The 18728-nt window shown below is 68.6% G+C and carries 15 protein-coding genes; 3 read left to right on the forward strand and 12 right to left on the reverse strand.

What is annotated here, in order from left to right:
• Position 1 precedes the first annotated feature (1 nt).
• The gene (cphA, locus tag ACUTR7_RS23760; protein ID WP_445609961.1) at positions 2 to 2575 is read right to left on the reverse strand and encodes a cyanophycin synthetase; all 2574 of its coding nucleotides are present in this window, start codon (positions 2573 to 2575) and stop codon (positions 2 to 4) included.
• 66 nt (positions 2576 to 2641) lie between these two features.
• Positions 2642 to 4834, reverse strand: coding sequence for a cyanophycin synthetase (locus ACUTR7_RS23765; protein WP_063328613.1), 2193 nt, complete (start codon positions 4832 to 4834; stop codon positions 2642 to 2644).
• A gap of 218 nt (positions 4835 to 5052) precedes the next feature.
• Between ACUTR7_RS23765 and ACUTR7_RS23770 the strand changes: the two genes are divergently transcribed.
• The 3 genes from ACUTR7_RS23770 to ACUTR7_RS23780 all read left to right on the forward strand — a co-directional run bounded on the left by ACUTR7_RS23770 (position 5053) and on the right by ACUTR7_RS23780 (position 8444).
• Complete coding sequence (locus ACUTR7_RS23770) at positions 5053 to 7347, forward strand: cyanophycin metabolism-associated ABC transporter (protein ID WP_063328359.1); 2295 nt, start codon at positions 5053 to 5055, stop codon at positions 7345 to 7347.
• Positions 7348 to 7350: 3 nt separating this feature from the next.
• On the forward strand, positions 7351 to 7854 hold the full coding sequence (locus ACUTR7_RS23775) for a cyanophycin metabolism-associated DUF1854 family protein (protein ID WP_013800643.1): 504 nt from the start codon (positions 7351 to 7353) through the stop codon (positions 7852 to 7854).
• Between the two features lie 155 nt (positions 7855 to 8009).
• Positions 8010 to 8444, forward strand: coding sequence for a hypothetical protein (locus tag ACUTR7_RS23780; RefSeq protein ID WP_012207503.1), 435 nt, complete (start codon positions 8010 to 8012; stop codon positions 8442 to 8444).
• 24 nt (positions 8445 to 8468) lie between these two features.
• Here the strand turns inward: ACUTR7_RS23780 and ACUTR7_RS23785 are convergent, their stop codons facing one another.
• From ACUTR7_RS23785 to gspN, 10 genes are all read right to left on the reverse strand, one after another.
• Positions 8469 to 8945 carry an EF-hand domain-containing protein gene (locus ACUTR7_RS23785; RefSeq protein WP_445609962.1) on the reverse strand — a complete coding sequence of 159 codons (477 nt, stop codon included), beginning with the start codon at positions 8943 to 8945 and terminating at the stop codon, positions 8469 to 8471.
• Positions 8946 to 9007: 62 nt separating this feature from the next.
• Positions 9008 to 9928, reverse strand: a complete 921-nt coding sequence (locus ACUTR7_RS23790; RefSeq protein WP_013800645.1) for a 5'-nucleotidase — start codon at positions 9926 to 9928, stop codon at positions 9008 to 9010.
• 16 nt (positions 9929 to 9944) lie between these two features.
• Positions 9945 to 11171: a type II secretion system inner membrane protein GspF gene (gene gspF / locus ACUTR7_RS23795; protein WP_238001825.1), complete on the reverse strand. Its 1227-nt coding sequence runs from the start codon at positions 11169 to 11171 to the stop codon at positions 9945 to 9947.
• Positions 11172 to 11315: 144 nt separating this feature from the next.
• Entirely contained in the window at positions 11316 to 11960 is a 645-nt protein-coding gene (locus ACUTR7_RS23800; RefSeq protein ID WP_445609963.1) for a glutathione S-transferase family protein, read from the reverse strand.
• An 88-nt stretch (positions 11961 to 12048) separates the two neighbouring features.
• Positions 12049 to 12738 (reverse strand): helix-turn-helix transcriptional regulator, encoded by a 690-nt coding sequence (locus tag ACUTR7_RS23805; protein ID WP_013800648.1) that lies wholly within the window; start codon positions 12736 to 12738, stop codon positions 12049 to 12051.
• Positions 12739 to 12742: 4 nt separating this feature from the next.
• Positions 12743 to 13744, reverse strand: coding sequence for an LLM class flavin-dependent oxidoreductase (locus ACUTR7_RS23810; protein WP_445609964.1), 1002 nt, complete (start codon positions 13742 to 13744; stop codon positions 12743 to 12745).
• An 85-nt stretch (positions 13745 to 13829) separates the two neighbouring features.
• Positions 13830 to 14114, reverse strand: a complete 285-nt coding sequence (locus ACUTR7_RS23815) for a hypothetical protein (RefSeq protein ID WP_223275171.1) — start codon at positions 14112 to 14114, stop codon at positions 13830 to 13832.
• Between the two features lie 63 nt (positions 14115 to 14177).
• Positions 14178 to 15539, reverse strand: a complete 1362-nt coding sequence (locus tag ACUTR7_RS23820) for a GspE/PulE family protein (protein WP_013800651.1) — start codon at positions 15537 to 15539, stop codon at positions 14178 to 14180.
• 14 nt (positions 15540 to 15553) lie between these two features.
• Positions 15554 to 17920: a type II secretion system secretin GspD gene (gspD, locus tag ACUTR7_RS23825; protein WP_063328353.1), complete on the reverse strand. Its 2367-nt coding sequence runs from the start codon at positions 17918 to 17920 to the stop codon at positions 15554 to 15556.
• Between the two features lie 3 nt (positions 17921 to 17923).
• Entirely contained in the window at positions 17924 to 18727 is an 804-nt protein-coding gene (gene gspN / locus ACUTR7_RS23830; RefSeq protein ID WP_065346788.1) for a type II secretion system protein N, read from the reverse strand.
• Between the last annotated feature and the right edge of the window lies 1 nt (position 18728).

An 18728-nucleotide genomic window follows, 5' to 3' on the forward strand; every position in this document is an offset into this window, starting at 1 on the left:
GTCAGGCCTCGCCCGCCACATGGCGGCGCAGGTGTTCGAGGGCTTCTTCCACCTGGTCCACCAGCACCAGGCACAGGTCGCCGGGCGTCAGCCGCGCCAGCGCATGGTCGATGGCGTTGAACTCTCCCTGGATCTGGGTCACGTAGTCGGTGCGCGGTGCGCCTTGCAGGCCTTGCTGCAGCAGGGCCAGGACTTCACCGTCGGCGCGGCCGCGCTGGCAGGCATCCTGGTAGAGGATGACGTCGTCGAAGGCCTTGCCCAGGATCTGGGTCTGCTCGGTGATGTCCTGGTCGCGGCGGTCGCCCGCGCCGCTGATGACCACGCTGCGGCGCTGGGCCGGCATGGCATCCACGGCCTGGACCAGGGCGCGGATGGCGTCGGGGTTGTGGCCGTAGTCGGCGATCAGCGTGGCGCCACGGTAGTCCATGACGTTGAAGCGGCCCGGCGCGTTGTCGCTGTCGTTGACGAAGCCGGCCAGGCCGCGGCGGATGGTCTGCCAGGGCATGCCCACGCCCCAGGCGGCGGCGATGGAGGCCATGACGTTCTCCACCTGGAAGCTGATGGTGCCGTTGCGCGTGATGGGGATCTCGCGCAGCGCGATGGTCTCGCGCCACGAGCTTTCGGCCGCGACGATGCTGTCGCCGTCCACGTAGACCACGCGGTTGCCCTGGGCACGGTGCGTGGCCATCACGGGGTGGTGGCGGTCGGCCGCGAAATAGATGACCTTGCCCGGCGAGGTGGAGGCCATGGCGGCGACCAGCGGATCGGCCGCGTTGAGCACGGCATAGCCGTCGGTGGCCACGTTCTGCACGATGACGCGCTTGAGCACGGCCACGTCTTCCACCGTGGTGATGTAGTTCAGGCCCAGGTGGTCGCCCGCGCCCACGTTGGTGACCACGGCCACCTGGCAGCGGTCGAAGCCCAGTCCTTCGCGCAGGATGCCGCCGCGTGCGCATTCGAGCACGGCCGCATCGGTCTCGGGGTGGGCCAGGGCGTTGCGCGCGCTGCGCGGGCCCGAGCAGTCGCCGCTGTCGATCTGGCGGCCGTTGACGTAGACGCCGTCCGTGTTCGTCATGGCCGTGCGCCAGCCATGCGAGGTGAACAGGTGGGCGATCAGGCGCGTGGTCGTGGTCTTGCCGTTGGTGCCGGTGACGGCCACCAGCGGGATGCGGCCGTCCTGGCCCGGCGCGAACAGTTCATCGACCATGGGCACACCCACGTTGCGGGGCTTGCCGAAGGACGGCGCCAGGTGCATGCGCAGGCCCGGTGCGGCGTTGACTTCGACGATGCCGCCGTTTTGCTCTTCCAGCGGGCGCAGCATGGTCTCGCAGACCACATCCACGCCGCAGATGTGCAGGCCGATGGTCTGGGCGGCCTCCACGGCGCGCGCGGCGATGTCGGGGTGCACGTCGTCCGTCACATCGGTGGCGCTGCCGCCCGTGGACAGGTTGGCGTTGTTGCGCAGCACCACGCGCTGGCCCTGGGCCGGCACGGATTCGGGCGTGAGCCCTTCGGTGGCGATGCGCGCGATGGCGATGTCGTCCAGGCGGATCTTGGTCAGCGCCGTGCCGTGGCCCGAGCCGCGGCGCGGGTCCTGGTTGACGATGTCCACCAGCTCGCGGATGGTGTGCTGGCCGTCGCCCAGCACCTGGGGCGGCTCGCGGCGCGCAGCGGCCACCAGCTGGCCGCCGACCACCAGCAGGCGGAAGTCATGGCCGGGCAGGAAGCGCTCGACCATGATGTCGTCGCCGAATTCCGAGGCGGTGGCGAAGGCGGCCTTGAGCTGTTCGTGCGTGGTGATGTTGACCACCACGCCCTTGCCCTGGTTGCCGTCCTGGGGCTTGACCACCACGGGCAGGCCCACCTCCTGGGCCACGAGCCAGGCTTCTTCCACATCCTTGACGGGGCGGCCCAGCGGCACGGGCACGCCGGCGGCGTGCAGCAGGCGCTTGGTCAGGTCCTTGTCCTGGGCGATGGACTCGGCCACGGCGCTGGTCTGCTCCAGCTCGGCGGCCTGGATGCGGCGCGCCTTGGAGCCCCAGCCCAGCTGTACCAGCGAGCCCGAGGTCAGGCGGCGGATGGGAATGCCACGCGCCACGGCCGCATCGACGATGGAGCCGGTGGAGGGACCGATGCGCTCGTCCTCGTCGAGTTCGCGCAGCTGGGCCACCACCTTGTCGGCGTCGAAGGGCGTATCGGCCAGTGCCGACTGCAGCAGTTCGCCGGCCTGTTCCATGGCCAGGCGGCCGACGGCCTCTTCGGTGTACTCCACCACCACCTGGTAGGTGCCGGTCTCCACGGTTTCATGCGTGCGGCTGAAGGTCACCGGGCAGCCGGCCTGGGCCTGCAGCGACAGGGCCGCGACTTCCAGCACTTGGGCCAGCGACAGGCGCTGGTCGGCGCCGTGCGGCTGCAGCGTGCCGATCTTGGGAAAGCGCGCGCGCAGCCGGTCCTCGAAGCCGGGCAGGGCCGAGTAGTCGCACTCGCCGGGCTCGCATTGCACGATGGCTTCGATGGCGGTGCTGCGGGTCCAGAGATTGGGGCCGCGCAGGGCTCGGATGCGGGTGATCTGCATAGTGTCTTCTTTCGGAGGGCAGGCCCGCGTCGCCGGGCCTGCCTGCATGTCATCGTGTGGTCGGGCTCAGGCGGCGGTGGCTGCGGCGGCCGGCGTGTAGTCGAAGGTCTTGATGCCGGCGACGATGAGGTCGGGGGCAATGTCCATGGACCACGCGGCGGCAATGGCGGCCAGCAGGGCCGGCGTGTCCGGGCGCAGGCCGCCGGGCAGGCTCAGTGCGTCCAGCGTGCCCAGCACGCGCTCGGCAGCGCCCGTGGCCAGGATCACCTGGTTGCCGCGCACGAAGACGGCGCGGCCTTCGCTCTCGGAACGGTGGGCCGCGACCACGGGGCTGTCTGCCTGCATCGAATAGAACAGCACCTCGCCGTCGCACAGGCGGGCCAGGTCGGCCACCTGTTCGATGTCGGCATTGAGGACGCCCGCGCCTTCGTCCAGCACCACGTCGATCTGGGTGCGCATCACGCGCGTCATCTGCGACTGCTCGTGCACGTCATGGTCGGGCAACTGCTCGAAGCCGTCCATGTCGGTGACCACGCCGACCAGGCAGCGGTCGTACGCCAGGCCTTCCTCCAGGATGGAGCGGGCCGTGGTCTGGATGACGGCGGCCTGGGCCAGGCGGTTGGTCAGCAGGCGGTGGGCACCGGCCCAGTTGGCGGTGTTGGTCTTCTGGGTCTGGCGGTTGGACAGGAACATGCCCTCGCTGCTGGCCACGCCCGTGAGCTTGCCCGACAGCTGCAGCAGCCAGCCCACCAGGCGGGCCGTGAAACCGTTGTTGCGCGTGCCGGCAATGCCCACCAGGGGGATGCGGCCTGCGCCCGTGCCCTCTTCGGTGCGCGGGAACAGGTGGTCGGCGATGGCCATGCCCACGGGACGCGGCGCGCCGCTGGTGGGCTTCAGGTGCATCAGCAGGCCGGGGCCGGCGTTGACTTCGAGGATGGCGCCGCCCTGCTCCTTCATGGGGCGCGAGACGTCCTGCAGGATCATGTCCATGCCCGCGATGTCCAGACCCACGATCTTGGCGGCCAGCGTGGCCATGTAGGCCACTTCGGGATGGACCTCATCCGTGCAGTCGATGGCCATGTTGCCGTTGCGCTGCAGCAGCACACTGGTGCCCTGGGCGGGAATGGTGTCGGGCGTGACGTTCTGGCGCTTGAGTTCCAGCTTCACGGCCGGGGCTTCGAGGTTGATCCAGTCCAGCGGGTATTCCTGCTCGGGGCCGCGGCGCGGGTCCTGGTTGACCACGGCGACCAGTTCGCGCAGCGTGGACTTGCCGTTGCCGGCCACGCTCACGGTCTCGCCACGGCAGGCCGCCACGACCTTGCCGCCCACGACCAGGATGCGGTGCTCGGTGCCGTCGATGAAGCGCTCGACGATCACGTCCGAGCCTTCGGGCTGGGCCAGCGCGAAGGCGGTCTTGATGTCGGCCTCGTCGCGCAGGTCCAGCGTCACGCCGCGCGCGTGGTTGCCGTCCGAGGGCTTGACGGTGACGGGAAAGCCGATGTCCTGCGCCACTTCCCAGGCTTCCTCGGGGCTGTTGACGATCTGGCCTTCGGGCACGGGCACGCCGCAGGCGGCCAGCAGGCGCTTGGTGAAGTCCTTGTCCTGGGCAATGCCTTCGGCAATGGCGCTGGTCTGGTCGCTCTCGGCGGTCCAGATGCGGCGCTGCGCGGCGCCATAGCCGAGCTGCACGAGGTTGCCGTCATTGAGGCGGATGTGGGGAATGCGGCGCTCGCCTGCAGCATCGACGATGCAGCCCGTGCTCGGGCCCAGGTAGCGGTCGTTGATCTCGGTCTTGATGGCCTTGACGGCGGCCTTCAGGTCGAAGGGCTCGTCGTTGATGGCGGCCATGATCAGCCGATGGCCGTAGGCCAGGGCCGTGCGCGCCACGGTTTCCTCGGGGCAGCGGAAGACCATGCGGTAGATGCCGCGCTGGGAAATCTCGCGCGTCTGGCCGAACTCGGCCGGCATGCCCGCCAGGTTCAGCAGCTCGATGATGATGTGCTCCAGCACATGGCCGCACCAGGTGCCGCCTTCCAGGCGCTGGATGAAGCCGCCGCGCTCGCCCACGCCGCAGTGATGCTCGATCAGGTCGGGCAGCCAGGCCGTCAGGCGCTCGTTGAAACCGTCAAGCTTGTTCGAGGGATAGTCCTCCAGCTCACCAAGATCCAGCCAGACCTCCAGCACGGGACGGTAGGTCCAGACGCTGGGTCCACGCAGGTAGGTGGTGCGCAAGAGTTGGATGTCTTTGAATTTCGCCATGTCGATCAACGGGTAAGCGTGAGCGACGACCCGGGTGCGGATCGCCGGAGAATGGGAGAGGATTGTGCGCTCAGAAAGCCCATGCGCAGTGCTGTCAGCCTAAACCAGGGTTGGCGCGTTGAGCAGGGTATGCCGTGCAAAGCGCGGGATATCCACCGGGGAGCTGCGGTTGCCCGCATGACACCAGGAGCCGCCAGGGGCGGGAAAAACAACTCAACATGCAAGAACACCATTCTGTGGACGTTTCGGCCTTCCTTGCCAGCCCCCGCGGGGCTGGGCTGCGAGCCAGGCTCGCTTCCAATGAAAACGTGCTGGCCCTCGTCCCGGTTGACCTGACCCTCGATATGCGCTTCGGCGAAGGCTGGGTTGTGCTGACCAACCAGCGGCTCCTCGCCTGTGATCCTGCAGATCAGCAGTGGAGTGAGTGGGCACTATCCATTGATCAGAATCTGCGCACGCTGGACCACGGCGGCGTTGGCAACCTCGAACTGCACGGCCCTGCGGCGCGGCTGGCGCTGTGGCGCTTCACGCTGCGCCACCAGGCGGCCGTGCTGCGCCTGCTGCAGCAGTTCGACCATGAGCGCGAGCGCCTGGCACGCGGCGAGGACTTCGCCGAGCCCGAGGACGACGTGCCCCGCTGCCCGGCCTGCCAGGCCGAGCTGCCGCCCGAGGCCGACGAATGCCCGGCCTGCGCGCGCCAGCAGGGTCCGCAGACCTCCACCTGGGTGCTGCTGCGCCTGTGGCGCTTTGCCCATCCCTACCGGCACCAGCTGCTGCTGGGCTTTTTGCTGACGCTGGCCTCCACGGGCGCCACCCTGGTGGCGCCCTACCTGACGATTCCCATCGTGGACAAGATCCTGATCCCGTTCCAGAACGGGCAGCAGATCGACAGCAGCCTGGTGGTCTTCTACCTGAGCGGCCTGCTGGCGGCGGCGCTGGTGGCCTGGGGCCTGGGCTGGGCGCGCACCTTCGTGCTGGCCAAGGTCTCCGAGCGCATTGGCTCGGATCTGCGCACCACCACCTACAACCACCTGTTGACGCTGTCGCTGGACTACTACGGCAGCAAGCGCACGGGCGACCTGATGGCACGCATCGGGGCGGAAACAGATCGCATCAATTTGTTTCTATCCTTGAATGCGCTGGATTTCGCCACCGACGTGCTGATGATCGTGATGACCTCGGTCATCCTGTTCTCCATCAATCCGTGGCTGGCCCTGGTCACCCTGGTGCCGCTGCCCTTCATCGCCTGGATGATCCACCTGGTGCGCGACCGCCTGCGCACGGGCTTCGAGAAGATCGACCGCGTCTGGTCCGAAGTGACCAATGTGCTGGCCGACACCATCCCCGGCATCCGCGTGGTCAAGGCCTTCGCCCAGGAAAAGCGCGAGGCCGACCGCTTCGCCCAGGCCAATCTGGTCAACCTGCAGGCCAACGACAAGGTCAACAAGACCTGGTCGCTGTTCACGCCCACGGTGACGCTGCTGACCGAGATCGGCCTGCTGGTGGTCTGGGGCTTCGGCATCTGGCTGGTGGCTGGCGGCCAGATCACGGTCGGTATCCTGACGGCCTTCATCGCCTACATCGGCCGCTTCTATAGCCGCCTGGACTCGATGAGCCGCATCGTCTCGGTCACGCAGAAGGCGGCGGCCGGCGCCAAGCGCATCTTCGACATCCTCGACCACGTGAGCAACGTGCCCGACCCGGTCAACCCGGTCAAGCTGCCGCGCGTGCAGGGCGCCATCACGCTGGACAACCTGAGCTTCCGCTACGGCAGCCGCGCCGTGATCAAGAACCTGGATCTGCAGATTCGCCCGGGTGAAATGATCGGCCTGGTGGGTCACAGCGGCTCGGGCAAGAGCACCCTGGTCAACCTGATCAGCCGTTTCTATGACGTGAGCGAGGGCTCCATCCAGCTCGACGGCGTGGACATCCGCAGGCTCAAGGTCTCGGACTTCCGCAGCAACATCGGCCTGGTGCTGCAGGAGCCCTTCCTGTTCTTCGGCACCATTGCCGAGAACATCGCCTACGGCAAGCCCGATGCCACGCGCGAGGAAATCGTGGCGGCGGCCCGTGCGGCCCACGCCCATGAATTCATCCTGCGCCTGCCGCACGGCTACGACTCCCTGGTGGGCGAGCGCGGCCAGGGCCTGTCGGGCGGCGAGCGCCAGCGCATCTCCATCGCGCGCGCACTGCTGATCGACCCGCGCATCCTGATCCTGGACGAGGCCACCTCGGCTGTGGACACCGAGACCGAGAAGGAAATCCAGAAGGCGCTGGACAACCTGGTGCAGGGCCGCACGACGATTGCCATTGCCCACCGCCTGTCCACACTGCGCAAGGCCGACCGCCTCGTGGTCATGGACCGGGGCGAGATCGTGGAAGTGGGTCCGCACGACGAGCTGATGGAAAAGCAGGGCGCCTACTGGCGCCTGTACCAGGCCCAGGCTCGGCGCGCCGAAGAGGATGCCCAGGCCGCAGGCCTGACCCTGGCCGCAACCACCATCGAGGAGTAAGCCATGTCCAACGCCCAACATTCCGCTGCCGGCGCCGATCTGAGCGGTGTGCGCATGGAGCGCAACGCCCATGGCCGCCTGGTGCTGATCCTGGCCGACGGCACGCGCCACGAATCCGTGGTGCCCGTGCGCGCCTTTCCCATTGCCGCGCCGCTGGAAGGCCTGTCCCTGGTCTCCGTCGATGGAAAGGAGGCGCTGTGGGTGGACCACATGGACCACCTGCCGGCGCAGGCCCGCACGCTGATCGAGGAAGACCTGGCCGTGCGCGAGTTCGTGCCCGTCATCCAGCGCATCCACAAGGTGTCCGGCTTTTCCACGCCCAGCACCTGGGACCTGGAGACCGACCGGGGCCCCGTGCAGCTCGTGCTCAAGGCCGAAGAGGACATCCGGCGCCTGTCGGGCCGCACGCACCTGATGATCACCAGCCAGGACGGCGTGCAGTTCAGCGTGCCCGACAGCACGGCGCTGGACCGCACCTCGCGCAAGCTGCTGGAGCGCTTCCTCTAGCGCCTGGTCGGGGTGAATAAGGGGTTTACCCTTGGTTTGAGGCAGGCCGAAGCGTCTTTCAAAAAAAGCGCTTCAGTTCTTTCAGCTTCTGTCGATGATGAGGCGACGGCGGGAAATTCCCGCCCACAGCACACATCCAGCAAGAGGGTCGAGCCATGCCAATTCCACCTGTTGACCGATCACCCATACCGTGGCGCCCGCAAAGCGCCGATCTGTACTCCACCGGTGCGTCGGGCGCGGTGCCCGTGCGTCCTGTGAACGCCACCAACGCCGTCGAATCCACGGACCGCATCGGCGAAGGCCGGGTGGTGCGCGATCCTGAAAAGCCGTCCGTGGTGGACCAGGAAAACCGCGACTGGACGCTGGCCGAGGAGATCAAGCAGAAGGAAGAGGTCGAGGAGCCGCCCAAGGAGCCGATCTCCAAGCAGCTCATCGAGTTCATCCAGTCCATGTGGCGTGCCAGCGCCATGGCGGTGGAGCAGGCCCAGGAGGTCAGCAAGGCCGACGATGTGGCCCGCAACAAGATGCAGGTGCGCGATGAGCCTTTGACCTATTCGGAACCCAAGGTCAAGCGTACCGGCGGTCTTTGAGTGTCAGGGGCGCGGCAAGAAGGTTCAGTCCTTTGAGCCTTCGCCTTCCTTCTTGTCCCTGGCAGCGGGTGCGGCTGCAGCATGCTCGGCTGCCGCACGCTCGGCGGCCTTTGCCTCTTCGGCCTGCGCCTTGGCCTTTGCCTTGTCGCGTTCGGCGCGGTACTTGACGGCAAAGGCCTGCACTTCCGCATAGGAGACGTAGCCGTCCTTGTCGGTGTCGGCCTCGTCGAAGGCCGCCGACAGGCGCGGGAACAGCGCCACTTCAGCACGGCTGAGCTTGCCGTCCTTGTTGAAGTCCAGCATCTTGAATTCGCGCTGGGCCTTGATCTCCCCCTTGGTCAGCGGCGCCGGGCTGGCCGTTGCCTGCTCGGTGGCTGCGTTTTCTGCCGCCTGCGCGCGCGCGGGCAGCATGAAAGCGCTGGTCAGCAGCACGACGACGGCGGCCTGCAGCAGCGGTGGCCGGCGCAGCAGGGCAGAGCGGTTCATGAGGGGAAAATGCATGGGCTTTATTTGGGCACGGAACCGGCATTTGCAAGCACGGCTGGCCCGCCCTTTGCAATTGTTTACTTCGGCGGATCGGTGTCCGGATTGGAGATGCCGCTGCTCACATGGCCTGCCGGCACATGGCGCGCGGCCGAGTTGACGTGGCCGGTCTGGTCGTCGAAGAAGAAGTCCGGCTCGAACTCGCGCAGGAACGGGCCCTTTTCCAGGCCGCCGAGGAACATGGCCTCGTCCACCGCAATGCCCCATTCCAGCAGCGTGCGGATGGCACGCTCGTGCGCCGGTGCGCTGCGCGCCGTCACCAGGGCCGTGCGAATGCGCATGGTCTGGGACGAGTCCGCCTGCTGCTGCAGCCGGTGCAGCGCCACCAGCAGCGGCTTGAACGGCCCTTCCGCCAGCGGCGTGGCGGCATGGGAGACCTCGTGGCGCAGAAAGGCCGGCAGCCCGCCTTGCTGGTAGACGCGTTCGGCCTCGTCGGAGAACAGCACGGCATCGCCGTCGAAGGCAATGCGCACCTCCTGCGGGTAGCGGTCGCCTGCGGGCGTGGAATCGACCATCACGCGCGCGGCAGGAAAGCCGATGGACAGCGCCCTGCGCACATCGACCTCGTTGGCCGAAAGAAACAGGTGGGCGCCCAGTGGCCGCAGGTAGGAAAACGGATCGCGCCCGCGCGTGAACACGCCGCGCTCTATGTGCATGTCGGCCGCCTTGGCCGAGGCGAAGACCCGCATGCCGCTGGCCGGGTCGTTGCGCGACAGCATCATCACCTCCACGCGCTGCACCTCGGGCGTATTGAAGGCCAGCAGCTTGCGCACCAGCGGGAAGGCGATGCCCGGGCGTGCGGGCTGGTGCACCAAGTCCAGCTGGCGGCGCATGTAGGCCTGCTCGTCACCGGCGTCGAACAGCCGGTTCTCCTCCTCGAAGTCGAACAGCGCCCGCGAGGAGATGGCGACGACCAGCTTGTCTTGCAGGGTCACGGACATGGCTTGGCGCTTTTCGCTATTTGACGAACTGGTTGAGCTGGATGATGGGCATGAGCACGGCCAGCACGATCAGGGCCACGACCATGCCCATGGCCACGATCAGCAGCGGCTCCAGGATGGTGGCCAGGTGCATGGCGCGGCGCTGCACCTCGGTGGACAGCTGGTTGGCCGCGCGCTGCAGCATCACGGGCAGCTGGCCGGTCTGCTCGCCCAGGCGGGCAAACATGGAGATCAGGCCCGGGAAGCGCTTTTTCTGCGCCAGGGCCGAGGCCAGCGGCGCGCCCTCGCGCACCAGGGCCAGCGCGTCCATGGCATCGGCACGCAGCGCGCGGTTGCCCAGCGTTTCGGCTGCGGCCTGCAAGGCCTTGAGAATGGGCACGCCTGCGCCCGCCAGCATGGCCAGCGTGCCGGCAAAGCGTGCCGCGTTGTAGTTGCGCGCCAGCCGGCCGATCAGCGGCAGGCGCAGCCACCAGGCGTCGAAGCGCTCGCGCAGCGCGGGGTTCTTCATGGACAGCCGGAATCCCACGGCGCCCAGCACCAGGGCGATCAGCGCGGCCCAGCCATAGCTGCGCACGAAGTCGCTGAGCGCCAGCATGGCCACGGTGAGCCAGGGCAGGGCTCGCTTGGTGCCGGCGAACACGCTGGCCACCTGGGGCACCACGTAGCTGACCAGGAACAGCACGATGACAATGGCCACCAGGGTCACGATGGCCGGGTACAGGGCTGCGCCAATGAGCTTGGACTGCAGGGCCTGGCGCGATTCCAGGTCGTCGGCCAGCCGCTCCAGCACCGGGCCCAGGCTGCCGCTGGCCTCGCCGGCGCCGATCACGGCGCAGTAGATGTCGGAGAACTCGCGCGGGTGCTGGGCCAGGGCGCGGGCAAAGGTGGAGCCTGCGTTGACCTCGGCGCGCAGCGCGGCCACGAGGTGGTGCTGGCGCGGGTCGTCGGCTTCTTCGGACAGCGCGGCCAGGGCGCGCTCTATGGGCAGGCCTGACCCGACCAGCCCCGCCATCTGGCGCGTCCAAACGGTCAGCCCCGTGGAGCCAAGGACGGGGCGGGTCAGCCAGCGCGAGGCGCCGCCCTGCGGGCCGGACGCAGAACCCGAGGCCACGATCTCCACGGCCATGGGCACCAGGGCCTGGGCCCGCAGCTGGCTGCGCGCGGCGCGCGCGTTGTCGGCTTCGATCGTGCCCTTGCGGGTCTGACCTTGTGCATCCAGGGCTTCGAAGGAAAAGGCAGGCATGCGCGGCGGGAGTCGGGAAGGGCTGGGAAAGGGATGGCGTTCAGGAAACGCCAGGCGGCGATCCAACCCCCGATGGTAGCCGCTGCCGGTGACGGCTGGATGGCGAGGCCGCCGCCGCAGTCGGCGGCAGCCCCTGCCTGGTCCTTATGCCGGCTGGGCCGCGAGGTCCGCTTCGTTGAGCTGGATGGAGCGCAGCGAGGCCGGGCGTTCCATCAGCGGCTGGCCGTAGTCGCTGAATTCGGGCAGCGCGGGCAGCAGCTTCATCATCGTGCCCCAGCGCAGGTAGCTGGCCATGAGCACGTCGGCCGCGGTGAACTGGTCGCCGCACAGGTAGCGCCTGCCGGCCACGGCCTGGCGCAGCGTCTGCACCACGTCGTCATAGCGGCCATAGCCGGCGGACATGGCCTGGTCGGCCGTCTGCTGCTCCAGGTGGCCCTGGCTCTTGGCAGTTATCAAGGCGTCGACGGGGCCGGCCAGGAAGAACATCCAGCGTTGGTAGACGCCGCGCAGCGGGCTGTCCACGGCCGGTGCGAGCCTTCGTTCGGGGAAGATGTCGGCCAGATAGGCAAGGATGGCGGCCTGTTCGGTGATCACGGTCTCGCCGTGCACCAGGGCGGGGACCTTGCCCATGGGATTGATGGCCAGGTAGTCGGCAGCCTTCATGGTGCTGCCGTATTCCAGCCGCACGGGCTCATAGCGGGCGCCGCATTCCTCCAGCATCCAGCGCGCGATGACGGCGCGCGAGCGGGGGTGGAAGTAAAAGCGCAGCGGCTTGATCGAGTCGTTCATGAAGGCTCCCAGTGGTTCGAATGCATGGCGAGAAGGCCATGGGAGCGACTGTAGGAGGCCATGCTGACAGTTTTTGTCAGCAGTGGTGTCAGCGGACCGTGTAGCCCAGTTGCCGCGACCAGCGTTCGATCAGGCCGCTGCGGTGGTCGGGATAGCGTTCCTGCAGATCGGTGACGGAGCGCACGCGGTCGGCGCGGAAATGGCGGAAGTCCTGGCGCAGTTCGCACCAAGCCGCAAGAATGCGCCGCTGATCGAAGAAAGCCATGGCAAAAGGCCAGATCTGGCGCTCGGTCGGCTGGCCCTTCTCATCCGTGTAGTGCAGCAGCACCCGGTGCTGGCGCCGTATCGCCAGGCGCAGCGCGGTCTGCCAGGGCTCGGTCACGGATTCGTGGCAGATGGGCGGCACCAGCAGGCCGCTGGTGTCCACCTCGATGCGCAGCTCCAGCGGCAGCGCGCTGCGTATGCGGTCCAGCGCGGCGGTGGCGGCCTGGGCGAGCTCGGGGTCGGCCTGGCGGCTGGCCCAGCGCGCGCCCAGCAGCAGGGCTTCCAGCTCATCGGGCGTGAACATCAGCGGCGGCAGCAGAAAGCCGGGCCGCATCTCATAGCCCACGCCCGGGTCGCCCGCAATCGCTGCACCCTGTTCGCGCAGGGTGGCAATGTCGCGGTACAGGGTGCGCAGGCTCACGTCCAGCTGCCGGGCCAGCACCGGCCCGGCCTGTGGCAGGCGCGCGCGGCGCAGCAGGTCGATCAGCTGCAGCAGCCGGGCGGAGCGGCTCATGCCTTCAGCGGCCCATGACGCCGGCCGTGATCTCCAGCGAGCGCAGGCGCAGGTCGCGGTCATACACGTCGCTGACCAGGATCAGCTCGTCGGCCTCGGTGTCGGCCTGCAGCTTCTGCAGGCGCGTACGCACCTTGTCCGGGCCGCCGATGGAGGCCACGGCCAGGAAGTCGCCGATGGCGCGGCGCTCCTGCTCGCCGAGCTGGGTCGCATAGTTCTCGATGGGGCGCGGCAGCAGTCCGCGCCGGCCCGTGATGATGCCCAGCACGCGCTGGTAGGTGCTGCTGGCCAGGTACTCGGCCTCGTCATCGGTGGGCGCGGCGATCACGGGGGCGCCGACGATCACGTAGGGCTTGGCCAGTTGGGCCGACGGCTTGAACAGGCTGCGGTACAGCTGCACGGCCTGGTAGAGCATGCGCGGCGCGAAGTGCGAGGCAAAGGCGTAGGGCAGGCCCAGGTGGGCGGCCAGCTGGGCCGAGAACAGGCTGGAGCCCAGCAGCCAGATCGGCACGTTGGTGCCCGCGCCCGGCGTGGCCACCAGCTTTTGCTCGGGCGTGGCCGGGCCCAGCAGGCGCTGCAGCTCCATCACGTCGCGGGGGAAGTCTTCCTCGGTCTCGACGCGGTCGCGGCGCAGGGCGCGCATGGTGGCGCCATCGGTGCCGGGCGCACGGCCCAGGCCCAGGTCGATGCGGCCCGGGTACAGCTCGGCCAGCGTGCCGAAGGCTTCGGCCACCACCAGCGGGGCATGGTTGGGCAGCATGATGCCGCCCGAGCCCACGCGGATCTTCGAGGTGCCGCCTGCGATGTGGCCGATCAGCACGGCCGTGGCCGAGCTGGCGATGCCGGGCATGTTGTGGTGCTCGGCCAGCCAGTAGCGCTCGAATCCCAGTGCCTCGGCCTTGCGGGCCGTGGCCAGCGCAATGTCCAGGGCCTCGGCGACGGTGCCGCCTTCGCGCACGGCCACGAGGTCGAGCATGGACAGACGGACTTCATTGAATGATGTCATGGCAGGTTCCAACTTCCAGTTCACGGTGGGTGTGGGCGGCGCGGGCCTTGCCGCGCCAGGGCATTCCTGGTGCGCGTTCGCGCACTCAGTTTCTTCTGGACATTTCCCGTGCGCAGGTGATGCCCAGCACCACGCACCAGACCAGGGGGAGGATGGCAGCCGCCAGATGGTTCTCGCCCTGCTGGATGGCCAGCCAGGACAGCGGCAGCGCCACCAGCGCCGACAGGCGGATGACGCGGCGCAGCTGGCTGGTGGACAGCCGGGACTTGAACCACCACAGGGCGATATAGCTGATCAGGCTCAGCGTGGCGACCCACAGGAACAGGTCGCCGCCATAGGGAGCGCTCCAGGCGCGTAGGGATTCCAACATGCCGACCATTGTGGCAAACGGGGATGCCCCGTGCTGCGCAGGGTCGGGCGTGGCCGCCTGCGCCTAGTCGCGCGTGACGCGCAGCACTTCCTCGGGCGTGGTGATGCCCTCGCGCACCAGGCGCTCGCCGTCGTCGCGCATCAGGCGCATGCCCGAGGCCAGCGCGGTGTCGCGGATCTCGGCCTCGCTGGCCTGGCGGTGGATCTGCGCGCGGATGGTGTCGTCCACCACCAGCATCTCGAAGATGCCGGTGCGCCCCCGGTAGCCGCTGGGCTCGGTGGTGTCGATCTTGCGCACCAGGCGCTGTGCCAGCACGCCCAGCAGGGAGGACGACAGCAGGAACGGCTCCACGCCCATGTCGATCAGGCGGGTGACGGCGCTGGATGCGTCGTTGGTGTGCAGCGTGGCCAGCACCAGGTGGCCCGTCAGCGAGGCCTGGATGGCGATCTGCGCGGTCTCGAAGTCGCGGATTTCACCGATCATGATCACGTCCGGGTCCTGGCGCAGGATGGCGCGCAGGGCCTTGGCGAAGGTCAGCTCGATCTTGGCGTTCACCTGCGTCTGCCCCACGCCGGCCAGCTCGTACTCGATGGGGTCTTCCACCGTCATGATGTTGCTGTGGCTGGCGTCCATGCGCGACAGCGCCGCGTACAGCGTGGTGGTCTTGCCCGAGCCCGTGGGGCCGGTGACCAGCACGATGCCGTGGGGCTGGGCCGTCATGTGGGTGAATCGCCTCAGCGTCTCGCCCTGCATGCCAACGGCCTCCAGACTGAGCTTGCTCTCGCTCTTGTCCAGCAGGCGCAGCACGGCGCGCTCGCCGTGGGCGCTGGGCAGGGTGGAGACGCGCACGTCGATGGCGCGCGTGCCCAGGCGCAGGCTGATGCGGCCGTCCTGGGGCAGCCGCTTTTCGGCGATGTCCAGGTCGGCCATGATCTTCAGGCGCGAGATCAGCGCCGCGTGCAGGGCCCGGTTGGGCTGCACGACCTCGCGCAGGTCGCCGTCCACGCGAAAGCGCACGCTGGAGTGGCGCTCATAGGGCTCGATGTGGATATCGCTGGCGCCGTCGCGCGCGGCCTGCGTGAGCAGGGCGTTGAGCATGCGGATGATGGGCGCGTCGTCCGCAGTCTCCAGCAAGTCCTCGACGGCGGGCAGCTCCTGCATCATGCGCGAGAGGTCGGCGTCGGACTCGACCTCGCTGACCACCAGGGCCGCGCTGGACTCGCCCTGCGAATAGGCGGCGCTGATGCGGTGCGCCAGCGTGCCCGCATCCAGCATCTGCCAGCGCTGCACCGCATGCTTGCGCTGGACTTCGGACAGGGCCTGCCAGTCGGGCGAGGGGCCGTGCCAGAGCAGGGGCTCGTGGCCGTCGTCCTCGATCAGCAGCTGGCTGGTGCGCGCAAACGAATAGGGCAGGGGATAGCGCATGGGGCCTTCCTGCCTCAGAGCGCGCCGGGGGCTGCCGGCACGGCGGGAGCGGCGGGCTGCGGCTGGGTGAAGTCGATCAGCTCGGGCTTTGCGCCCGGCACGTTGACGATGGCGGCCGGGTTGGTGAACGAGCCGGGGTCCGGCTGCGGCGTCAGCGTGGGCAGCACGGGCGCGGCATTGACCGAGCGCAGCAGGGCGCTGGGCTCGGGCTGCAGGCTCTGTTGCTGCGCGCGGATGGCTTCGTAGCGCTCGGAAGAGACCTGGTTGGTCGCAGTCGCATCGCGCATCACCACGGGGCGCAGGAAGACCATCAGGTTGGTCTTGTTGCGCTTGCGGTTGGTGTTGCGGAACAGGTTGCCGACCACGGGGATGTCGCCCAGCAGAGGCACCCGGTCCTCGGCCTGGGAGTAGTTGTCGTCGATCAGGCCGCCGAGCACGACGATGTTGCCGTCCTCGACCAGCACGTTGGACTCGATGGAGCGCTTGTTGGTGGTCAGGCCGTTGGTGTCCTTGCGCGTGGACTCGTCCACCGAGGAGACCTCCTGGAACACGGCCAGCTTCACCGTGCCGTTCTCGTTGATCTGCGGGCGCACGCGCAGCATCAGGCCCACGTCCTTGCGCTCCACAGTGGTGAACGGGTTGACCGTGCCGCCCGTGGAATTGCTGGCGTAGGAGCCCGTGACCATGGGCACGTTCTGGCCCACGATGATGCGCGCCTCCTCGTTGTCCAGCGTCATCAGGTTGGGCGTGGACAGGATGTTGGCGTCACCGCTGTTTTGCAGGAAGTTGGCCAGAAAGCCCAGAGTGTCCTTGCCGTTGACGCGCTGCGTGAAGCCGAGGTTGGTGCCCCTCAGGCTGGTCAGCGTGTCGCCCGTGATGGCACTGCCGTCGAGGCCTCCATCCTTGACCAGGCCGAGCAGGTTCAGGATGTTGGCGCCCGCCACATTGGAGTTCGTGCCCAGGGTGCCAATCACGCGGCCGTTGTTGCTGAGCATGGCCTGCCACTGGATGCCGAACTGGGCCAGCCGGTTGTCCTTGATTTCGACGATCAGGCTTTCGATCAGCACCTGGGCGCGGCGGCCGTCGAGCTTGTCGATCACGGCGCGCAGTTGGCGATAGACGGGCGGCGGGGCCGTGATGATCAGCGAGTTGGTCGAAGGATCGGCCTGGATCATGCCGCCCGTGGAGGGTTGCTGGGCCACGCCCAGGGCGCCGCCGCCACCGCCGCTGCCCAGGCCCGAGGACGAGCCCATGCCCATGGATGCCGTGCCGCTGGAGTCGCGCGAGACCACGGGCTGCGAGGTGGGAATGGAGGACATGCCGCCGCCCTGCGGCGTGGTGCCGCCCGCACCGGGCTGGCCGCTGGCCGTGCCCGCGGCCGTGGCCTGGGCGCCTATGGCCGCGCGCAAGGTGGCGGCCAGCGCCACGGCGTCGGCGTTCTTCAGATAGACCACATGGATGTTGCCCTGGTCGCCGCCGCCGTTCATGGCGGGCTGGTCCAGCCGCGCGATCAGCGAGCGCACCTGGGCCAGGCGTGCGGGGTTGGCCGCGCGCAGCACGATGGAGTTGCTGCGCGGCTCGGCCATCAGCGAGGTCTTGAAGGCGTTGTCGCTCTGGCCCGGAATATTGGCGCCGCCGGCGGTCACGGTGAGGCCGCCGGGGCTGGCCGTGCCGCCTTCGATCAGGCGCGAGACCAGGGCCACCATGTCGGTGGCCACGGCATGGCGCAGCGGGATGATTTCGACATCGGTGGCGTTGGACACATCCATGGTCGCCACGATGCGCGAGATGCGCTGCAGGTTGTCGGCGTAGTCGGTGATGACCAGCGAGTTGTTGCCCGGGTTGACGTTGATGGTGTTGTTGGGGCTGATCAGCGGGCGCAGCACGGGCACCAGGTTGGCCGCGTTCTCGTAGTTGAGCTTGAAGATCTGGGTGACGATCTGGCTGCCCGCGCTGCTGCGGCTCGCGCCCACGGCCACTTCGCTGGCCTGCAGCTTGGCGTCGGCTTCAGGGATGACCTTGTACAGGCCGGCCGATTCGACAATGGTGAAGCCCTGCAGGCGCAGCGCGGCCAGGAACTGCTGGTAGGCGGTGGCAGGCGGCACGGGCCTGTCGGTCAGCAGCGTGATCTGGCCCTTGACGCGGGGGTCGACCACCACGTTGCGGTTGGTGATGGCGCCGATGGCGCGCGAGACGGCCTCGATGTCGGCGCCCGAGAAATTCAGTGTCACAGGCTCGCCGGGGCGCAGGCTGGGCGTGGCGCCGGCCGGTGCATTGGTCTGCTGGGCCTGGGCGGTGCCAGCGGTGCAGGCCAGCATGGCGCTGACGGCCAGCGTGTGCAGGGTGTTGCGCCAGAACGGGGTCGTGTGCTGCTGAGTCATGGATCAACCAAAGGAAATGATGGACCGGGGCCCCTGGCGCCGTCCCAGAATGTTGAGCAGGTTGGACAGCGCGGTTTCGCGCTCCGGGCTGGCCGAGGCCTCGCCCTGGAAATGCAGCCGCTGGCCCACCCATTGGCCCTGGCCGCTCAGGCGCAGGTCGCCGGTCAGGGTACTGAGCTGCAGCTGCGGGCTGTCGCCCCCGAGGATGTCCAGCCGGTAGCTGCCCAGCGGGCGCAGCGGTGACAGGCGTGAGGATACGGCCAGCGCCTCCAGGCGCGTGCTGCCTTCGCTGCGCCAGCGGCCCGATTGCCACAGCAGCTGCAGTTGCAGGGCCTGCGTGGCCAGCCGCAGCTGGCCTTGCAGGTCCACCGTGTTCCATGGCGTGCCCAGACCGGACAGCAGGGAGGCAGGCCAGCGCGTGTCGCTGTCATGCACCACGGCGCTCAGGCCCTGCCAGCGGGGCAGCAGGTCCAGCACCACGGGAGTGGGTGTGCAGCATTCGCTGCGCAGTTGTATGCGGGCTCCGTCCAGGCGCGGGCGCAGCGTCCATTCCAGCCGTGTGGGCAGGGCCGTGCGGTCGCGGCTGCCGGCGCCTCCGGTGAAGACCAGGGAGGCCGAGCCATTCCACAGCGTGCCGCGCGGCTGCTGCAGCAGCACCTGGCCCTGCGTGGCCGAATCCACGCCGCGCGCCAGCCAGGCGGCGGGCGCCCAGACGACGGTGGTGGCCACCAGGCCGCACAGGGCACCGGCCAGCGCCCAGCCGCGCGGTGCGCGCAGGGCTGGCTGGGAGCGGGGCTTGCGTTGCATG

It is taken from the genome of Delftia sp. NA_296.1 (assembly GCF_052692095.1).

Bases quoted from the DNA above. Each gene is read 5' to 3' on its own strand.
- gspN (WP_065346788.1), bottom strand. From the start codon at position 18,727: ATGCAACGCAAGCCCCGCTCCCAGCCAGCCCTGCGCGCACCGCGCGGC.
- ACUTR7_RS23820 (WP_013800651.1), bottom strand. From the start codon at position 15,539: ATGCGCTATCCCCTGCCCTATTCGTTTGCGCGCACCAGCCAGCTGCTG.
- ACUTR7_RS23790 (WP_013800645.1), bottom strand. From the start codon at position 9,928: ATGTCCGTGACCCTGCAAGACAAGCTGGTCGTCGCCATCTCCTCGCGG.
- ACUTR7_RS23765 (WP_063328613.1), bottom strand. From the start codon at position 4,834: ATGGCGAAATTCAAAGACATCCAACTCTTGCGCACCACCTACCTGCGT.
- ACUTR7_RS23775 (WP_013800643.1), top strand. From the start codon at position 7,351: ATGTCCAACGCCCAACATTCCGCTGCCGGCGCCGATCTGAGCGGTGTG.
- ACUTR7_RS23780 (WP_012207503.1), top strand. From the start codon at position 8,010: ATGCCAATTCCACCTGTTGACCGATCACCCATACCGTGGCGCCCGCAA.
- gspD (WP_063328353.1), bottom strand. From the start codon at position 17,920: ATGACTCAGCAGCACACGACCCCGTTCTGGCGCAACACCCTGCACACG.
- ACUTR7_RS23805 (WP_013800648.1), bottom strand. From the start codon at position 12,738: ATGAGCCGCTCCGCCCGGCTGCTGCAGCTGATCGACCTGCTGCGCCGC.
- ACUTR7_RS23810 (WP_445609964.1), bottom strand. From the start codon at position 13,744: ATGACATCATTCAATGAAGTCCGTCTGTCCATGCTCGACCTCGTGGCC.
- cphA (WP_445609961.1), bottom strand. From the start codon at position 2,575: ATGCAGATCACCCGCATCCGAGCCCTGCGCGGCCCCAATCTCTGGACC.
- ACUTR7_RS23800 (WP_445609963.1), bottom strand. From the start codon at position 11,960: ATGAACGACTCGATCAAGCCGCTGCGCTTTTACTTCCACCCCCGCTCG.
- ACUTR7_RS23770 (WP_063328359.1), top strand. From the start codon at position 5,053: ATGCAAGAACACCATTCTGTGGACGTTTCGGCCTTCCTTGCCAGCCCC.
- ACUTR7_RS23815 (WP_223275171.1), bottom strand. From the start codon at position 14,114: ATGTTGGAATCCCTACGCGCCTGGAGCGCTCCCTATGGCGGCGACCTG.
- ACUTR7_RS23785 (WP_445609962.1), bottom strand. From the start codon at position 8,945: ATGCATTTTCCCCTCATGAACCGCTCTGCCCTGCTGCGCCGGCCACCG.
- gspF (WP_238001825.1), bottom strand. From the start codon at position 11,171: ATGCCTGCCTTTTCCTTCGAAGCCCTGGATGCACAAGGTCAGACCCGC.